The 17,381-nt window shown below is 45.4% G+C and carries 14 protein-coding genes and 1 pseudogene; 4 read left to right on the top strand and 11 right to left on the bottom strand.

Annotation, left to right across the window (positions count from 1 at the left end):
* Nucleotides 1–26: 26 nt before the first annotated feature.
* The gene (locus ACWXW9_RS06925; RefSeq protein ID WP_494928827.1) at nt 27–743 is read right to left on the bottom strand and encodes a metal-dependent hydrolase; all 717 of its coding nucleotides are present in this window, start codon (nt 741–743) and stop codon (nt 27–29) included.
* 157 nt (nt 744–900) lie between these two features.
* Entirely contained in the window at nt 901–2,052 is a 1,152-nt protein-coding gene (locus ACWXW9_RS06920) for an iron-containing alcohol dehydrogenase (RefSeq protein WP_494928826.1), read from the bottom strand.
* A 283-nt stretch (nt 2,053–2,335) separates the two neighbouring features.
* Here ACWXW9_RS06920 and exlX point away from each other — a divergent pair, with 283 nt between their 5' ends.
* Both exlX and ACWXW9_RS06910 read left to right on the top strand, forming a co-directional pair.
* Nucleotides 2,336–3,049: an expansin ExlX gene (gene exlX / locus ACWXW9_RS06915; RefSeq protein ID WP_494928825.1), complete on the top strand. Its 714-nt coding sequence runs from the start codon at nt 2,336–2,338 to the stop codon at nt 3,047–3,049.
* A 276-nt stretch (nt 3,050–3,325) separates the two neighbouring features.
* Nucleotides 3,326–5,587, top strand: a complete 2,262-nt coding sequence (locus ACWXW9_RS06910; RefSeq protein ID WP_494928824.1) for an AraC family transcriptional regulator — start codon at nt 3,326–3,328, stop codon at nt 5,585–5,587.
* Nucleotides 5,588–5,886: 299 nt separating this feature from the next.
* Here the strand turns inward: ACWXW9_RS06910 and ACWXW9_RS06905 are convergent, their stop codons facing one another.
* The 5 genes from ACWXW9_RS06905 to ACWXW9_RS06885 form a co-directional block, all read right to left on the bottom strand.
* On the bottom strand, nt 5,887–7,428 hold the full coding sequence (locus ACWXW9_RS06905; RefSeq protein WP_494928823.1) for an extracellular solute-binding protein: 1,542 nt from the start codon (nt 7,426–7,428) through the stop codon (nt 5,887–5,889).
* A 114-nt stretch (nt 7,429–7,542) separates the two neighbouring features.
* On the bottom strand, nt 7,543–8,436 hold the full coding sequence (locus ACWXW9_RS06900; RefSeq protein WP_134913395.1) for a carbohydrate ABC transporter permease: 894 nt from the start codon (nt 8,434–8,436) through the stop codon (nt 7,543–7,545).
* Between the two features lie 18 nt (nt 8,437–8,454).
* Nucleotides 8,455–9,450, bottom strand: a complete 996-nt coding sequence (locus tag ACWXW9_RS06895; RefSeq protein ID WP_494928822.1) for an ABC transporter permease — start codon at nt 9,448–9,450, stop codon at nt 8,455–8,457.
* A 207-nt stretch (nt 9,451–9,657) separates the two neighbouring features.
* Nucleotides 9,658–10,848, bottom strand: coding sequence for a copper amine oxidase N-terminal domain-containing protein (locus ACWXW9_RS06890; protein ID WP_494928821.1), 1,191 nt, complete (start codon nt 10,846–10,848; stop codon nt 9,658–9,660).
* A 142-nt stretch (nt 10,849–10,990) separates the two neighbouring features.
* Complete coding sequence (locus ACWXW9_RS06885) at nt 10,991–11,878, bottom strand: DMT family transporter (RefSeq protein ID WP_494928820.1); 888 nt, start codon at nt 11,876–11,878, stop codon at nt 10,991–10,993.
* Between the two features lie 184 nt (nt 11,879–12,062).
* Here ACWXW9_RS06885 and ACWXW9_RS06880 point away from each other — a divergent pair, with 184 nt between their 5' ends.
* The gene (locus ACWXW9_RS06880) at nt 12,063–12,812 is read left to right on the top strand and encodes a YdcF family protein (RefSeq protein ID WP_494928819.1); all 750 of its coding nucleotides are present in this window, start codon (nt 12,063–12,065) and stop codon (nt 12,810–12,812) included.
* Nucleotides 12,813–13,240: 428 nt separating this feature from the next.
* Here ACWXW9_RS06880 and ACWXW9_RS06875 read toward each other — a convergent pair whose 3' ends face one another.
* The 3 genes from ACWXW9_RS06875 to ACWXW9_RS06865 form a co-directional block, all read right to left on the bottom strand.
* On the bottom strand, nt 13,241–13,483 hold the full coding sequence (locus ACWXW9_RS06875) for an antibiotic biosynthesis monooxygenase (RefSeq protein ID WP_494928818.1): 243 nt from the start codon (nt 13,481–13,483) through the stop codon (nt 13,241–13,243).
* Nucleotides 13,484–13,630: 147 nt separating this feature from the next.
* Nucleotides 13,631–14,212, bottom strand: coding sequence for a TetR/AcrR family transcriptional regulator (locus ACWXW9_RS06870; protein ID WP_379383256.1), 582 nt, complete (start codon nt 14,210–14,212; stop codon nt 13,631–13,633).
* Nucleotides 14,213–14,304: 92 nt separating this feature from the next.
* Nucleotides 14,305–15,315: a fumarylacetoacetate hydrolase family protein gene (locus ACWXW9_RS06865; protein ID WP_494928817.1), complete on the bottom strand. Its 1,011-nt coding sequence runs from the start codon at nt 15,313–15,315 to the stop codon at nt 14,305–14,307.
* A gap of 164 nt (nt 15,316–15,479) precedes the next feature.
* Here ACWXW9_RS06865 and ACWXW9_RS06860 point away from each other — a divergent pair, with 164 nt between their 5' ends.
* A complete protein-coding gene (locus ACWXW9_RS06860; protein WP_494928816.1) occupies nt 15,480–16,502 on the top strand; it encodes an MBL fold metallo-hydrolase in 1,023 nt (340 codons plus the stop codon).
* A gap of 168 nt (nt 16,503–16,670) precedes the next feature.
* Here ACWXW9_RS06860 and ACWXW9_RS06855 read toward each other — a convergent pair.
* A pseudogene (locus tag ACWXW9_RS06855) lies at nt 16,671–16,964 on the bottom strand (transposase); the annotation flags it as partial.
* Between the last annotated feature and the right edge of the window lie 417 nt (nt 16,965–17,381).

The following is a 17,381-nucleotide window of genomic DNA, read 5'->3' as shown; positions in this document are numbered from 1 at the left end:
TGAATAGAGTTACCGATTGGAGCACTTCATATCAAATGCTTATAACGAAGCAAGGCGATAATAACAAGTATAGCCGTCAAGGCAATGCAGATGTTCTCCACCTGCGTCCCTTTGCGCGTTCCGGTACTCATCAGCTTAAATCGCAGCTTCCATTTGAACGGTGGCAAAGGTTTAATTCCGTTATTCGTCAAGGAATCTGCCAATAAATGCAGCAGATACGCCAAGCCGCCAGCCAGCCATATGCTGTCACCATGCAGACGGGTTGTACCGTACAGCAACGCAGTCCATGCGACTGTTCCATACACCGTATGCGTCAATCCCCGGTGCGGGACAAGTGTACAGATAATCAGCAGACACCCGGCTATGTAATTCCACGGCGCGTAGGCTTCTCCATACCAGGCCAAACCAATTCCAATTAAAAAGATAATGGCCTTTCGCATCGACCGTGAAGGCATAAAGGAAGCGCTGATCATCAGCAAAGCCAGAACAAGATTCCACGGCGGCGGAGCCAGACGGGTAAAAAATACCCAGCCCGCAGCCCCAATCATCAGGAGCTGTACGAGTCTGAGCATTTTGGTAGGCAACGCACGACTCACGAGCATGGAGTTAGGCTCGTCAATATCCGGCAGCAGTGAACCGACTACAGCGGCAGCCACGGCAGCCGGAGTCACTTCGTATCCGTTCAAGGCTAATACCGACAGGGAGACCCCGGTTCCAATAATCAAATGGGCTCTTCCCATCATGGTGCATAACATCCTTTCGTTGCAGCATACAACAGAGTTCGACATCACTCTATTTGAATCAGCATGATTCGATTGTATACGACAAACAAAAGGAGAACAATAGTTCGCTTATTCTATTTAAAGGATATCGTTCAAAAGTCCCGGTCAAAAATTCGCCTTACAGTATTTTTTGGAACAGCGCGATAACTTCCTCTTTGGTCGGCTGAAACGGATTACCAGGCGCACACGCATCTTTCATCGCATTGTCGGCTAACAGATTAAGATCCGGGTCCGTTACCCCCAGCTCAGACAAGCGTTTCGGGATCCCTACCTCCTGTGCCAGTCCGCGGATGGCATCCACGACAAATTCAGCGCACTCCTCGTCGGTTCGCCCTCTGACCGAGAATCCGATCGCTTGAGCGATAGGTCTGAATTTACGGGGAACATGCTGTGCATTGGCCTCCTGCACATAGGGCAATAGCATTGCATTACATACCCCATGCGGAAGGTCATACACACCTCCAAGCTGATGAGCCATCGCATGCACATATCCCAACCCCGCATTGTTGAAAGCCAGCCCTCCCAGAAAAACAGCATACACAAGCTTTTCCCGAGCCTCAATATTTTGACCGTTCTCCACAGCTTCTGGCAAATAACGGAATATCAGCTCGACAGCGGCCAAGGCAGTAGCATCTGTGACCGGATAAGCACCCGGAGTAACCAGTGCCTCAATCGCATGAGTAAGCGCATCCATACCTGTCGCAGCAGTTAATTCAGCCGGCTTGCCCACCATTAATTCGGGGTCATTTACGGAGATGGAAGCCAGACTGTTTTTATCAACCATGACCATTTTAACCTTACGCTTCTCATCTGTAATGACATAGTTAATGGTGACCTCACTGGAAGTTCCCGCCGTTGTATTCACCGCCACAATTGGAACGGACGGCCGTTTGGATTTGTGAACGCCTTCATATTCTGAAATATGTCCTCCGTTGGTGACAATGATGCCAATAGCTTTGGCAGCATCCTGAGGCGACCCACCGCCTACCGAGACGAGAACATCACATTCGTTATTCTGAAATACCTTGACTCCTTCGTGAACATTGTCACAGGTAGGGTTAGGCTGTACTCCGTCATACACGATATATGGAACTTCATGTTGCTCCAAAACAGCAATAACCCGATCGGTAATCCCATTTCGACGCAGCCATTTATCTGTCACGATAAGCGCTTTCATAAATCCTTTTTCTTGCAGCATCGGTCCCAGATCCCCAAGACATCCAATCCCCATCAAGTTTACTGGCGGTACATAAAAGACGTTCGTTCCCATGCGTAAACCCCTCCTTTGTGCTTTACGTTCTCCAGTTATCCCTGCTCTCTGATATTAAGCTCCATCTTCCTGATCCTACCATCTGACCGAGCAAACGTCTGCGAAAAAAAGCACAGTTCAATCATTCCCATAAAAACACGCAATAAGGCCTAGAAGCATGTTGACAAACATTTGCAAAATTTTCTTTTTGCCTCAAAAGCCTATTGTGCTATTTGAAATATTATGTAATATAGTGTTTATATTTACTATATGAATCTATTAAATGAACAAGGAGGAAATAATTATGCAAAAGAGTTCTGCGATTCGCAAGTTCAAAACGGTTGGTCTGGCATCATTGCTAAGTCTTGTTTTGTTCGCTCTCCCCGCTTCAGCTGCTTGGAATGATACATACACGGGTTACGCCACCTATACCGGATCTGGCTACTCAGGAGGAGCATTACTACTTGATCCCATCCCTTCCGATGCCAAAATTACGGCTCTTAACCGCACACAATTGAATTATAACGGAATCAAAGCCGCATTGGCAGGAGCATATCTGGAAGTACAAGGCCCCAAAGGGAAAACAACAGTCTATGTAACCGATATTTATCCTGAAGGCCCAAGCGGTGCGCTTGACCTGTCCCCGAATGCTTTTAACCAAATTGGCAATCAAATTGATGGAAAAATCAATATCTCATGGAAAGTCGTCAAAGCTCCAGTTACTGGCAACGTCTCCTACCGCATTAAAGAAGGCAGTAGCCGGTGGTGGGCAGCTATTCAGGTACGCAATCATAAATATCCGGTTTTGAAGCTGGAAGTCCAACAAAATGGACAATGGCTCAATCTCGAAAAACAGGACTACAACCACTTTCTCGGTACGAACTTAGGGAACCAGCCTCTTAAAATCCGGATTACAGACATTCGCGGTGTGGTGCTGAACGATACCCTCCCGGCTCTAGCAGAAAATGGCTCTGGCGGAGCCTATATTGTCAAAGGTAATGTGCAATTCCCTGACTGATTGTAGATATCTTCTCACAGCTTGAGTCCTGTCAGGCACAAATGGGCGCTTTCCTACCCATGTGCTGTCCAATTCGTGACAGGCTTTATGTAATCCCCAGGCTGGGAACCGACGCGAGCGATTATGCGCGTTTCGTTCCCAGCCTTTTTACGAAAAAATCATTATTTTCATAAAAAATTGGTTTGTTCACTGTCCCGTTCACAGGAAGGCACGTATAATGAATACATAAATAGGGTTTATTTTGGCTATATGCACATAGACAGGAGACCTGCGCACATGAGCAATTTCAAAAAGCATCACAAGCTTCACAGCAAATTGCTGATCAGTATCACGTTATGTATTACGCTGACGTTGCTGGTATCTACCACGGTGTATTATTTTTATTATATTCGGGTGGAGAAGGAGCAGGCATTCGAAGCCAATCACAGTAGCCTGGCACTGAGAAGCAGAGAGGTCATTAACATGACATCCATCGCCCAATCGTTGGCCTTTCAAATGTACCGCAGCAGTACCCTGTCCAAGTTGTTGTATTATCCCAAACCCAATGTATATGATGAAACCGCTGCCATGTCTGAGCTGAACAATTATCTCAATTCTATGCCGTACATTGAATCCATCTATGTATATAATCCGAAAAGCGACACCTTCTACATTGCATCCTCGCGGGGGCAAAACGGGTTATTCAGCAAAAAAGAACTGGTTGATACGGATATTATACGCGTGCTGGATCATTATCAGGATTATAAGCCATTTACACCCATCCCACGCACCTATCCGTTGCTGTCTGCGTCCGATTCGGTGGCCGGAGCAGATCAAGCCAGCACAGACATTACAGCCTATACGTATTTATGCTATGACGCTATCAACTCAAACGAAGCGATGAATTCGGCTGTGATCGTCAATGTATCTGCGACCTGGATGAACAAGGAAATGGCGATGAATCCGACATCAGGCGGAACGGCTTATATTTTGGATGATCAAGGCAGACTTTTATCCGGCGCGACACTGGCAGACGAAGCATTGAACGAAAAAGAACAGCTATGGCTGCACACCCGAGTCAAAAAACAGGAAACAGGATATTTTGTAGAAGATTTTCACGGTAAAAGATCACTCATTTCTTATACCTCCCAGGACGGACTGGGTTGGCAGTATATTAGTGTCACTCCGTATGAAAGCGTTATCAAAATGGCGAGTGTTATCCGCAATGCGATGCTGCTGATTGCCGTTGTCATTGCATTGGCAGGGTTTGTGGCTTCCTGGCTACTGTCCAGAATGCTGTATACCCCCATCGGGCAGATTGTTGTCCATATGAATTCACTCGAATCAGAGAAACGAAACAGCATGTATACGATCCGGCAAAACATTTTACGGAATATTATTCGGGGGGTCCATTTTCTTCCTGCTGGAGAGGAACCGGAGCGGTTACGTGAGCTTGGAATTACATTCCAGTTCGACAAAGACTATCGACTGGTGCTGCTGCGAATAGATGAATTTACCCGTTGGCAAAGCGAACGCGGTCCTGACCTGTTGCCCTATAAGTTTGCCATGATGAATATCGCTTCTGAAATATGCGGGCAGACGTACCAGGTGGAAGCCGTGGATATCAACGAAGACAGCGTCCTATTGTTGCTCAACATTCTTGATCCTGCGGAGCATACAGATACCGTGCTGCTGGAAACCTTATTGCGCCAAATACGCGAAGCTTGCCTTGAATACTTGAAGCTGAGTATATCTCTGACCTATAGTGCCATTGCAAGCCAGCCGGAACGACTACATCTGTTGTATCGTCAGGTACAGGAATCGTCCATGCACCGATTTTTTCAAGGGCACGGCTGTATTATTGATGCGCAGAACACCATTGACGCAACTGCTCAAAATGCTTACGTATATCCGTCGGATAAGGAGAAAAAATTGCTAGACACGCTGTTATCTGGTCATACGGAGGACGCTCATGGCATGTTCAAGGACTTGCTGATGCATATGGAAAAATATTCGTTTTCCATCGTGCAGGTAGCCATATCTCGGCTGATGATGAGTGTGAATCATGCCATTCAGCATATGAGTGAACGTAATGGATTTGCTCCCGAATCTGTACCTGAATTGCCATCCGCGGATCAGCTTGAGACGGCCCAGGAGCTTATCGAACAATATCAATTGGTCTTTGATCATGTACGCTCCAGCCTATTGGAAAAACGAAACACGAAACAAGAGCGGCTGGTACGGCAAATTAATGAGCGAATAGAGCAAGCCTATGCTGATCCGGATTTTTGCCTCAACCAGATCGCTGAAGAGCTGGATATGTCGCCGATCTATGTCAGCAGACTATACAAGCAACAAACTATGTCTACCATCGTAGATGTCATTCAACAGTTGCGCATTCGCAAAGCCTGCGAGCTGCTGGAGCAAACCGACTGGTCGGTAGCTGACGTGGCAGAACAAACCGGATTTGCGAGCAGCTCTTATTTTCACCGCATGTTCAAACGTAGCTTGGGCGTGACACCGACAGATTTTCGCCGTTCTAAAGCAAATGCGCAATAAGGTAGACTGAAAAATGCTTCCGTAAAAAGTTCTGGCTGCTGTATGCGGCCGCTCCGCGAACGGAACGTTGCTCCCATCGCTGTTGTCTCCGCTCATTTTACCGTAACCTATCACTCCTTGTAATAGACATTAAAGAAGTGGAACCTAGCCTATACAATACTTCTTAATGATTTAGCTGTATGATGTAGGAGCATTCCATGATGTCACACTAGACCGACATTAAAAAAGCAAGCCTCCAACTTCCTGGAGACTTGCTTTTTCTTTTTATCCAACTGTTAAAGTCTCTTTGCCTTGCCCAATTACTTAATACCCTTCTCCTTGACGTAGGCTTCCCATTGCTTGGTATATTCCGTCTGAATTTTCTCCAGGCCAGCCTGGTTCGCCTTCTGCAAGAAGGTCTCCAGACCTTGATCTACGTTGTCGATCAGTCCAGCTTGGAGCGGATAGAGATATTGCTTTTCTACTTGCTCCAGAGCGGCTTTTTCAGCCTGATAGGTCGTGTAATCCTCGGCAAAGCCGGTAAACAGGTCAGGCTTTTGGATTTTATCCAGCTCGGCAAAAATCTTCTTCACACGGTCAAAGCCTGAATCAAACAGCATGTATTCCGGGTTACGCCATGCCCAGCTATTCATGCCTTCCCGTGAGAATCCGTTGGAACTGCCGCTACCGATCATTTGATAGTAACCGTCTTTGACTTCATAGTTTTTGCCCTCAATACCGTATTGCGTGAGCAGGTTATAGCGTTTGTCCGTGACAAGCTTTTCATAGAAAGCTAATGCGCGCGCAGGGTTAGGACTGCTTTTTGGAATCGCAAAGCCGTTATGAATCGGATGCACTGGAGTTGCATACCCCGTCGTCAGCGGGAACGGATAGTAATCCAGCTTCCAGTCCGGGTGAGACGCTTTGAGCTTAATCACCATGTCATTAAAACGGGTCGGATTGTCACCGAAAATACTCGCTGCTTTACCGGAAGTCACCTGATCCTGAAGCGTATCCTTTACGTTCAATACGTTTTTAGGGATAAATCCTTTGTCGGCCCAGCGTTTGTAGGTACTCAGCTCTTCTTTTTGCTCATCTGAACCCCAATATTTATAAACCTCTGTCGGTTTTTCATATTTAATACCAATGCCGTAAGGCAGAGCACCCACACTCTTCGTCACCAATTCGGAATAACGGTCATGCAGGTTCCCTTTGATATCACTGTTCAGGGAGATGGGTTTCATGCTAGTCTCATGCTGACGAATGCCATCCAAATAAGCCTCGTAGCTCTTCATATCAGTAGGCTTAGGCAAGTTGTATTTCTCACGCAAATCCTCGCGCCATACAAATCCATTTGTAACGTATTCCTTGTACGTGCCAGGCACGGTGTAGATTTTGCCTCCGATTTTAACGCCATCCCACATCTCCTGAGGCACAAATTTTTGCAAGGCAGGTGCCGCCTTCGGCAGCAGATCGTCAAGCGGCAGGAATGCGCCTTTCTTGGCATACGCCTGATACTGCGTCCAGTCTGCGGTAAAGATCAGGTCAATCGGCTGGCCAGAAGACAACAGCAGCTTATACTTTTGATCCCAGTCCGTCCACGTCGTATAGTTAAATTTGACAGTGGCATTCAAATCTTTTTCCGCCAATTTATTGATTTCAGTCTCAATAGCTGGCAAATCCTTAGGAGCATCACCCAGCATATAAAATTGCAGTTGTACCTTTTGGGTTTTATCGTCCTCTCCGCTTGCCTTTTGTGCGCTGTTTCCGCTACCGCCTCCACATCCGGCTAATAGCGCCATGATAACCAAAACTGCAATCAGGATGGACATGCGTTGCTTTCTTTTCTTTGTAAATGTCATGTGAATCCTCCTTTTGAAGTGGTTGCTGGTTTTAATAAAACGCTTACAATATATGTTGTCAGAATGGCACAACGTCAGCACGTCATGCCATCTTTAAACCAATGAGTGTCCACTTTAGCCTTTTACAGCACCAATGGTCAAGCCCTTGACAAAATAACGCTGAATGAAAGGATACAGCAGTAAAATCGGCCCGGTGACAACGATCGCCATTGCCATTTTGGTCGATTCGGTCGGCATATCGTTGGAGAGTGAAACGCCGGTACCTGCTCCCATTTGGGCGATAAACTGCATCGAGTTGATTACATTATACAAATAATATTGCAGTTGGTATTTATGCGGATCATTAATAAAGAGTGAAGAAGAGAACCAGTCATTCCAATACGCCAGAGCCAGAAATAACCCCACGGTGGCAATTCCCGGTGTAGACAAAGGCAGCACAATCCGATAGTAGATTTTAAAATCACCCGCACCGTCAATTTTAGCAGACTCAAACAGCTCTTCCGGCATAGACGAACGAATGAAATTCTTCATCAAAATGATCAGAAACGGAGTCATAAGCCCCGGAAAAATAAGCACCGTATACGTATCCAGCAGCCCTAAATACTTCGTCAACATAATGTACCAGGGTACCAAGCCGCCCCCAAACAACGTTGTAAAGTAAATATAGAACGAAAATGCGTTCCGGTATTTAAAATCTTTACGCGCCAGCACATATCCCGCCATCGTCATCAGGAACAGGCCCAACGTCGTACCTACTACGGTTGTAAAAATGGTCACCCCGTATGCCCTCAGCACCTCTTCAGGAAAGGTGAACACCGTCCGGTATCCTTCCAGCGAAAATTCCTGTGGAATAAAATGATATCCATCTCTGATAATCGACTCATTACTGGTCAATGATGCCGAAATAATAAGTAGAAATGGCAGTAAACAAGCAATAGAAGCAATAATGATTACCGCATAAGAAATAATCTGAAAAATTCGGGTGTATACATCCTCTTTGATCGCCATCCGTTTGGGTCCTCCTTTCTAGAACAAGGCATATTCGTCGTTCAACTTGCGAATGATGTAGTTCACGGTCATGATCAGCACGAATCCGAACAAGGACTGGTATACGCCTGCTGCCGAAGCCATGCCCACATCAAAGGTTACTTTCAGCGAACGGTACACGTAAGTGTCCAAAATATCCGTTGTATTGTATAGCACCCCATTATTGCCGATTAATTGATAGAACAGGTCGAACTGTCCCTTCATAATACTGCCGAGCGCGAACAGCAGCAGCACGACAAACGTCGATTTGAGCATAGGCACGGTAATGTACCAGATCCGCTGAAAAATGTTGGCCCCGTCCATTTTCGCCGCCTCATAATACTCGTCGCTAATGCCTGTAATGGCCGCCAGATAAATCACCATACTGTAGCCGAGATTTTTCCACAGGTAGAACAGGATAATCAGGAAAATCCATACCCACGGCTTGTTGTATACATCCACGCGTTCACCGCCAAATTGCAGCAGCAGCGTGTTTAGAAAACCGTTGTCATAATTAAATATGTTGTACACGATGACGCTTAGAATAACGAAAGAAACAAAATAGGGCAGGAACATCACAGATTGAGCTATCTTTTTAAAATAACGGCCACGTAGCTCATTCAGCAAAATCGAGCACACAATCGCCAGCACGTTGCCGAGTAAAATAAAAGCTGCGTTGTATCCGACCGTATTCAATGTCAGTTTGGTCAGCGTGCCGGATTGCCATAAAAACTGAAAATTCTGGAGTCCGACGAACTTGGCATCGAACAAGCTGGTATTGAAGTCAAACTGGGTAAATGCATAATAGATACCCACCATAGGAATGTAAGAGTTAATGAAGAAAAAGATCAAGGTCGGCAGCAACATGAGAAATAATATCCGATTGCGGATCAGTTCACGGAAAAATCCGTTTTTCCTGCCGCTTGCCAGCCTCCTCCCGTTCAGACGGGAATCTGTCGTAAGCATAGCGGAACTCTTAGGCACAGGCTGATTCAATGTGAGTCACTCCCCCTCTGTATACGTTACCGACAGCATGGTTTGCAGCACCGCCGTCGTATGCCTTTATTTTATGTAAGCGTATTCAAAATGAAAAGTGAAGCCTTTCATGCTTCATGAACAAAGGAGTGTACAGGGGGGTGAACAATTCGGATATTTGTGAAGTATTGTGTGATATCAGGCGCCTGATAGACGCCCGAAACCCACTTACAAAGCATAATTGAACGTTTGAGGCTGTCCTTCACTATCATGTAGCTCGAAGCGCAGTTCACCGTCATTTTTGTTCTGACCGATAAACTTAATACCATCTTCCCTGAATCCGTTCAGTTGCTCAGGAGCTAATTGAAGCAACTCATACACCAACAATGACTGGTGGGTTTTAAGATTAAATAATATTAAAAAGCCCTCATCATTCGATCTGGCAAGAATAAATCCCTCACCCATGCCTTCCACCGCAAAGCTGTCCTTCAAACGACCGGAAAGCTTCCCCATATTCCATGTTTCTTTTACAGAACCATTAGCGTCAATCAGACGAACGGTCTGTCCATCGTTCATGACTGCTTTACCATTATAAAGCTTGATATTGTTGGCATTAAAATTCCAATAATGAGCCTTTGCCTGACGAAGTACCTTTCCCTTCTGGACGAACAGCGTATAAAAATCGTCATTAATCATGGGCTCCCCATACGCTTGCCATACCGTAACCAAATCTGCATCCTCCGTAACCTTGGTCGAAAGGATTTTCGTCATGCCAAAATAATCTTCTTTCAATTTGATATTTGTTGGACTGAGCGCGCGGATACGGCCGCCATCCTCTTTACGGTACAATACTCCGCTGCTTGCATCCAGCAAATAGCCTTTACTTTCCTCCGATTCCCCAACCAACTGAGGATAGCTTATGCTAGCCATTCGTTCGTTTTTCTTCCATTCCAGCTTGCCTCCGACCACATCACTGATAAATGCCAGAGGAACATAAAGCGTTCCATGAATGCTACTGGCTGAAACGTCGTAAGTAACCTTCCTGTTATGTACAAAACCTATATTGGAGTTAGCCTGTATTCGACCGGAACCCAGACTGGCTATACCATTGGTGAGTGAAAGCGTCTGTGTTTTGGGGTCATAGTCCGTGGCTATTCCTGGCAGAGCAGCATCTGTAATAGGAATCATGACCTGTCCCTTGTTAATGAATGGCTCTCCTTTGGGAAACGACATTATATTTCCGTTAAAATAAACACGGACACTTGCAGTTTCCTGACCTTGCTTCACAGATGCAGAAGTTCCCGCTGCCTGAGCAAACTCTTCATCGTTCAGTCCGATTGCCACACTTGCCAATAAAACAAATGCAGCTATTATCCGCTTGGCAGGCTTATACCGTTTGACATTTTGAAGCTGGATCATGCTTGAACCCCTCCTTAAAGATCAAATTCATTTCAGCCGAACCCGTTTCATTCTTCCTAAAATTCGCCGGACAGGTGTTAAAATCCTCTAAAAAAAGACCCTGCTACCTGCGCAGAGTCCTTGCTTATACCATATCCTATTTTCAAGCTTGCTGTACTACTCTCGCTCTGCGATTCACCAAATAAATGCTAAGCCCAATTAATACCAGACCGATCAGCAGGAAAGCCGTAATTGCTTCGCGCAGCACCAAAGAGCTGACAAACACCGAAATAACTGGGACTAAAAACGTATATGACGCAACTTTACTCGCATCCCCTGAGTTGACCAGTGTGAAATACAGCAGCCATGAAAGTGAAATTCCCAGCACAATGCCGAATACCAGCCCTGACACATAAGGAACATTCCATATGATGTCTGACCAGCTTTCCGTCACTGTTCCGGCTCCTGTCAACACGATGCCTCCCAGTGTGCACTGAAATGCGACCAGCCACAAGGAGTCCACGCGCTGGTTTACCTTTTTCACGTAGACGGTACCCAATGCCCAGCTCACGGCTGTAATAATAGCGATAACAACACCTGCCACAGCCACATGTCCCGAAAATCCTCCGACACTTACAGCCGCGACACCCAAAAATCCGATGACCAAACCTGTCACCTTAAGTCCGGACATCGCTTCACCCAGCCACATCCATGCAAAAATTCCGACCAGTACAGGCTGGAGATATACCAGCACTGAAAACAGGCCGGACGGTACGTACATCAGCCCCACCGTTTGCAGACCATAAAACAGTACCACGTTAAAAACACTCGAAATAGCATAGACCCGCCAGTTCTCTTTCCAACGGATACGTTTCCATCTCGGCAGTAAAATCGCTCCTAACAGCAGACCTCCCAGCAACGTGCGCAACCCTGCAAACAAAAGTGGAGGCGTAAACTGCAACGCTACTTTATAAATGGGCCAGGATATGCCCCACAATACAACCAACAGCGCAATCATCAAGATCCGTTTGGCTGTCGTTAACTCTTTCATGCTGCTTTCGCTCCTCTATGCAAAAAAATGACTAGACTTTATATTTTACGCCTATAGGACGAGTTTATCAAACAAAAAATATGTATTGGAAAGTCCAGACAGAGGAATCCGGTCATTTGCCTATGTTACAATATACCAAACCAAAAAGAAAAATAGAGATTGAAGGATAGGAGGATGTCTGCACTTGATTTATATCATCAAATTTTTATACAGCTTCGTGCTGCCTCCCGGTTTATTTATCCTCGTGATGGTTGGACTTGTGATCTGGCTATGGAGGCGTGCGCGTAAACCTGCTTTCGTTCTACTCGTTGTCACACTACTGCTGTATGGCTCCTCCACCAATTGGGTCGGGGATTTGCTGATCAGCAGTCTGGAAAAACAGTACCCGCAGCCTCATGCCGTGCAAGGCGATGTTATCGTTGTGCTTGGCGGCGGAGCTACAGAGGGAACACCTGATATCAACGGACAAGGTAATCTGCTGGGTTCAGCGGCCAATCGCCTGCTCACTGCGGTACGGTTGCACGAAGCAACAGGCTTACCTATTCTGTTTTCCGGTGGACAGGTATTTAGCGACAGTGGCAACGAAGCGAATATTGCCCAAAGACAACTTCTGGGACTCGGTATTCCCGCAAAAGATATTTTGATCGAAAACCGTTCCCTGAACACGCAGCAAAATGCCGTCTATACATCCCAGATTTTGAAGCAGCATCAGTTCACCAAACCCATTTTGGTAACTTCCGCCTTCCATATGCCACGTGCGGCGCTGGAATTTCAGCGTGCAGGCATGCAGGCTGTACCTTATCCGACCGACTATCTGGCAAGTGAAAATCTGTCACTGTATGCCGCCAAGCTCTCCCCGTCTGCCGGAGCCATGGCTACTACTGGAACAGCTCTCAAGGAGTATCTGGGGATTCTTGCGTTGAAGCTTAAATAATGTGACGTATATCTAGCGTATAGGCACACATCACAAACAAGCGCCTTGGCAGCTCGCAGGTATAAACCTGTATGCTACCAAGCGCTTGATTTTACCATGAATCCAAAGAAAATAAAATTGTAGACTGAGAAAATAAAGTATTAGACTGGCTCCAACAAAAAAGACAGCGGCAGCCTTAGACCAGAAAATATAGTATTAGACTACCGCTGTTTTATTAAACTAGCGTGTCCCGTTAGTTCAATAACATCCACAAAATTATAGCATGGTAAGAACTAACTAACGTATCACAATAATGGCTGCAATAGAAAGAGTGGATATGGGAGACTACAAAATATAGTATACAGACTCTGTTTCAGTCCTTTCTTTAAAATGAGAAAGAGCAACCTGTTTTTTAGACAAGTCACTCTTTAAATTATTAATTAATCTATCTATTTGTTTGTTAAATTAGTTCTCCACTCATTCGTTGGTGTAAGATAACTAATTATTCTTTCATCGATTAAATCCACAAGTTTATTCTCATATGTTTTTCTATAAGGTTTAGGAAGTTCTTCTTTTAGCCAACTTTCCTTTGTTCCTTTCCAGATTTCAAAAAGAGTAACCTCATTTGAATTATCAATATCATCTGAAAGAACGGCACTTACAAAAGCTGGTTCATGTTCCATCACTCTCATATTAGCAGATAATAGTTCTTTGAATTCTTCCTTTTTTTAACTTTTAATTTTAAATCTTATATAGAGTATTACGTTTTCTTTATTATTACTCATAAATATCCTCCAACTTAATAAGTTTAAACTTATCATTAAATAAATCAACAAAGCTTATGACTGAGACAAAATTCCTTTAACAAACAATGAGACACTATGCTTGTAGAACTCTTCCTCGGTGACGAGTTGGGACTGATATTGCCGGTGAATCAGCTCGCTCATCTGAAATCCGTAGCACATCGAGAGAAAAGACATGGCGGCAAGACGCTCATCCTGTCTGGCTATAACTTTTTTCATCTGCAGGCGTTCAAAATATTCAACCAGCAAGGAGTGCAGCTTCACCGGCGGATCGGCCAGCACTCTGTCCAATTCGGGTAGCATTCCTTTGTCGCGGATGCCAATCAAAATGATGTCCGCATTTTTATGGAAAAACAAACGGTACTGCTGACTTACATTCAGCAGATCGACTTCCGGATTATCGGTCGCGCCCTCTTTTAACAGCTTCTCAAATTGCGGGATATCTGAATGTCTTTCAATGATGGCTTCCAATATGCCTTGCTTGCTTCCAAATTGCCGGAAAATCGTAGATTCATTGACTTTAGCTTCCGTTGCAATGGCTTTGGTGCTTACTCCCCGATAGCCCTTCTTTTTGATGAGCCGTGTCGCGGCTTCAATGATTCTGTCTGATGTTTGCATTGTATTTCTCCTTTTGCATATGTTAAACCTATTCTACTACAAGTTTTGCATATGCAGCAGGGTCGGGGTTCATCATTTTCATAAACGTTTATTTAAGGCAAATCGCTTCTTTTTTCCCAGCGGCTTGGTTCCGTAATCTTGACATGATCAGGCACCAATTGCGTGAGCGTGCCTAATTTATCAAATGTAATCTGGATTCGGTCAGAGGGCAACAGCCATTGTTCGGTCTCGATTGCGCAGCAATCCGGTATCGTCCCCATTCCTATAATCGTGCTCGGGAGCGGCGTGAAAACTTTGAGAACCTCCTCCATCACTTTTGCAGGGTGTGCAGAATACTCGGATGTGCTTCCCTTCCAGTGCAGTCTCTCCCCGATGCGTACATCCACATCCAGTACCAGCGGGTTGTCAATTTCATCCGGCGTAACCAGAAATGGTCCTATTCCTTTGCTGCGATCAAAATCTTTGCAGCGCGTCGGTCCGATCAGCGCCTGGAAATCCGGCCACTGCACATCGCGGACAGTACTGTCGTTAAAAATAACATAACCTGCAATGCAGTTCCCCTTCCCTGTAACAAAGGCCAGCTCCGGCTCGATATCCAGGTAGGAAGAGTACGAAGGCCAATGAATCGTATCCCCATCGCCAATTAATGCATTATGGTTACACTTGTAATAACTGAAAGTTACTTTATTCGGATCTTTCTGGAATTTTTCAGCAATTTTTCGTTTAAGCTCTTCTCTTTCCGGCCCTGTATATTCTCTTTGCAACAGATTTACGCCAGCATTTCTCAGATGTCTTGGCGTCAGCCCGAAATCGATAAGCGCAGCCGGATTCGGAACCGGCGGCAGCAGTTTTACCGCTGCAATCGGGCAGATTTCATTTTCATTGAATTGATGCGACTGTTCGACAGCATATTGCATCAATTCCTTAGCAGCATCATAACTTGTCGGCAAATAATGAAGATAGCTGTCTATACTTTCAAGACTGTCAATGAATGTTCCCTGCTTTTTCATGATTGCGGCAAAAGACACGACAAATTTCTCGTTAATTACAAGCCCAAACAAAGGTTCCTGGGATGTCTTGGCTTGAAAGGTTACTAGCTTCATGTTGCAGCTCCTCCATCCATGTAGTGTGATGTTGTTCTGTTACTATCATAAAGCATAGAACAAATGCATGCAAGTACATGCTTGCATTTTGTTTTCCATTCTCTATAATAAAGACATAGTCAGTATGCCTTACCCCAAAAACATATACACAAAGGAGAATTTTTATGAAGTATGGACGTATTATACAAAAACCTCGCGTTAAATTTTTTGAAGTCGCAGATGGCGTCTTTGCCGGTATTTCGCCGTATCGCGGGATCAGTTGGGCCAATGCCGGGTTCATCAACAAGGGTGAAGGGCTGGTGTATGACACGTTCTTCGATTTGTTCCATGCACGGGAAATGCAGAAGGCTTTTATGGAAGTAAGCAACGGCGGCTCTCCCGCATATGTGGTGAACTCGCACTATAACAGCGACCATGCCTGGGGAAACAAAGTGTTTGAAGATGCTTGCATTATTATGCACAAGGAAGCGTCCAGAGAGCGTCTCACCGAAAATATCGCCTGGATGGACAGCGTCATTAGAAGAGGAAAGGATTCTCCGGAATCGACTTCGGGCGAGCGGTTTTTTGCAGCGGAATTTGAAGGATTCGACCTGGAAGGCGTAGAATGGGTGCTCCCGAATATTGAGATAAAGGACGATATCAACATCCGTCTTGGAGATACGGAAGTTATGATTTACAACGTAGCTCCGGCCCACTCTGACAGTGACTTGCTGCTGTGGATGCCAAAAGAAAAAGTGCTGTTCGCCGGCGATGTCGTGTTTAACGGTTGTACGGCATACAGCGAAGAGGGAACCCTCAATTGGGTTAAAGTGCTTGATCGCATTATTGATGAAATTAAACCCGAAATCGTTGTTCCAGGACATGGCGCCATCTGCGGCCTGGACTTCGTGAAGGAGCAGAGAGACTACCTCCTGAATCTGATCAGCGAGTTCAACAAGCATTACAATGACGAAATTGATTCCTTGTCCCTGACCAAGCAAATTGATATTTCCCGCTTTCTTCATTGGATTCAGCCAGAACGCTTGTATGTTACAGTGGATATCCTATTGAAAAGCAAACGAGGGTTACCACCCCTTCCAATTTGGAACGAGGTGCCTGCTAAGCTGGAAGACATGAAAGCTTTTTTGACCGGAAAATATGGCAATCAGATCAAGCCATGGGACCCTATGAGTGTTTGGCAAAAATAGTGCATGCAAGCCGTTATTAAGTGATCGTTGTCAGGGAATGCGGATGAACGATGTGGAAGAAGAGCAAGTACGTATCAGATCATGAGGGCTCAGAGAGTCGATAGTTGCTGTGAACCTATCCTCACCTGATACCGAATGGGCTTCTGAGTCGCTTCGCTGAACAATGAGCTTCTTCACCACGAGTGGCTCAAACTCGCCGAGGCGGTCGCGTGGCACGGAGATCTCTTGTTCGCCGTACTCGCTGACCACAGTTTTCTTGCTTTTGCCATTCCGGCTGTTTGGCGTCTCCTTGGCCTTCACATCGTGCTTCTCATAGCCCAGATGCGTTTCCATTTCCGCCTCCAGCATCTCCTGGATCGTCTCGGCAAACAGGTTCTTCAGCGCATTTTGCGCATCTTGCGCCGTAACCAAATTATTCTCCTTAATGAAGGCCTGCAGTTGCTGTTTCGCCCAAAGTCCCATTTCTTTTGTGGAACAATCATAAAAAAGTTCCGCTGTTCGCATCAGTTTCCAGATGTTAATAGTTTTGAGTGGTTTTGTTTTCTTCAAGTAGCTTCGAATTGCTACCCAATCTGTTCTTTGCAGGGGTCATACTACTTCACAGCCTCTCAAAAAATGAAAAGCCGAGCAATTTGAAGCTAGCGTACGAAAAATAAAAAACGGCCCTGTCGCAAACGATGCGAACAGCGGCCGTTTTTTGAATTGTTCCACGGAATTAAAATCGGCGCTTAGAACCGATTATGAAGAAAAATGGAGATGGACTTATGACTTACTAGTAGAACTCTTCTAAATCGATATAACCAAAATTTGATGTTAAGTGTATTTCTCTTCTTTAAAGGGATTCCAAGACTTTTGGCGGTAGCCACCATCACTAAACTG

Source organism: Paenibacillus sp. LT-B23 (genome assembly GCF_059417685.1).
This window is presented reverse-complemented; position numbering and strand designations above follow the sequence as displayed.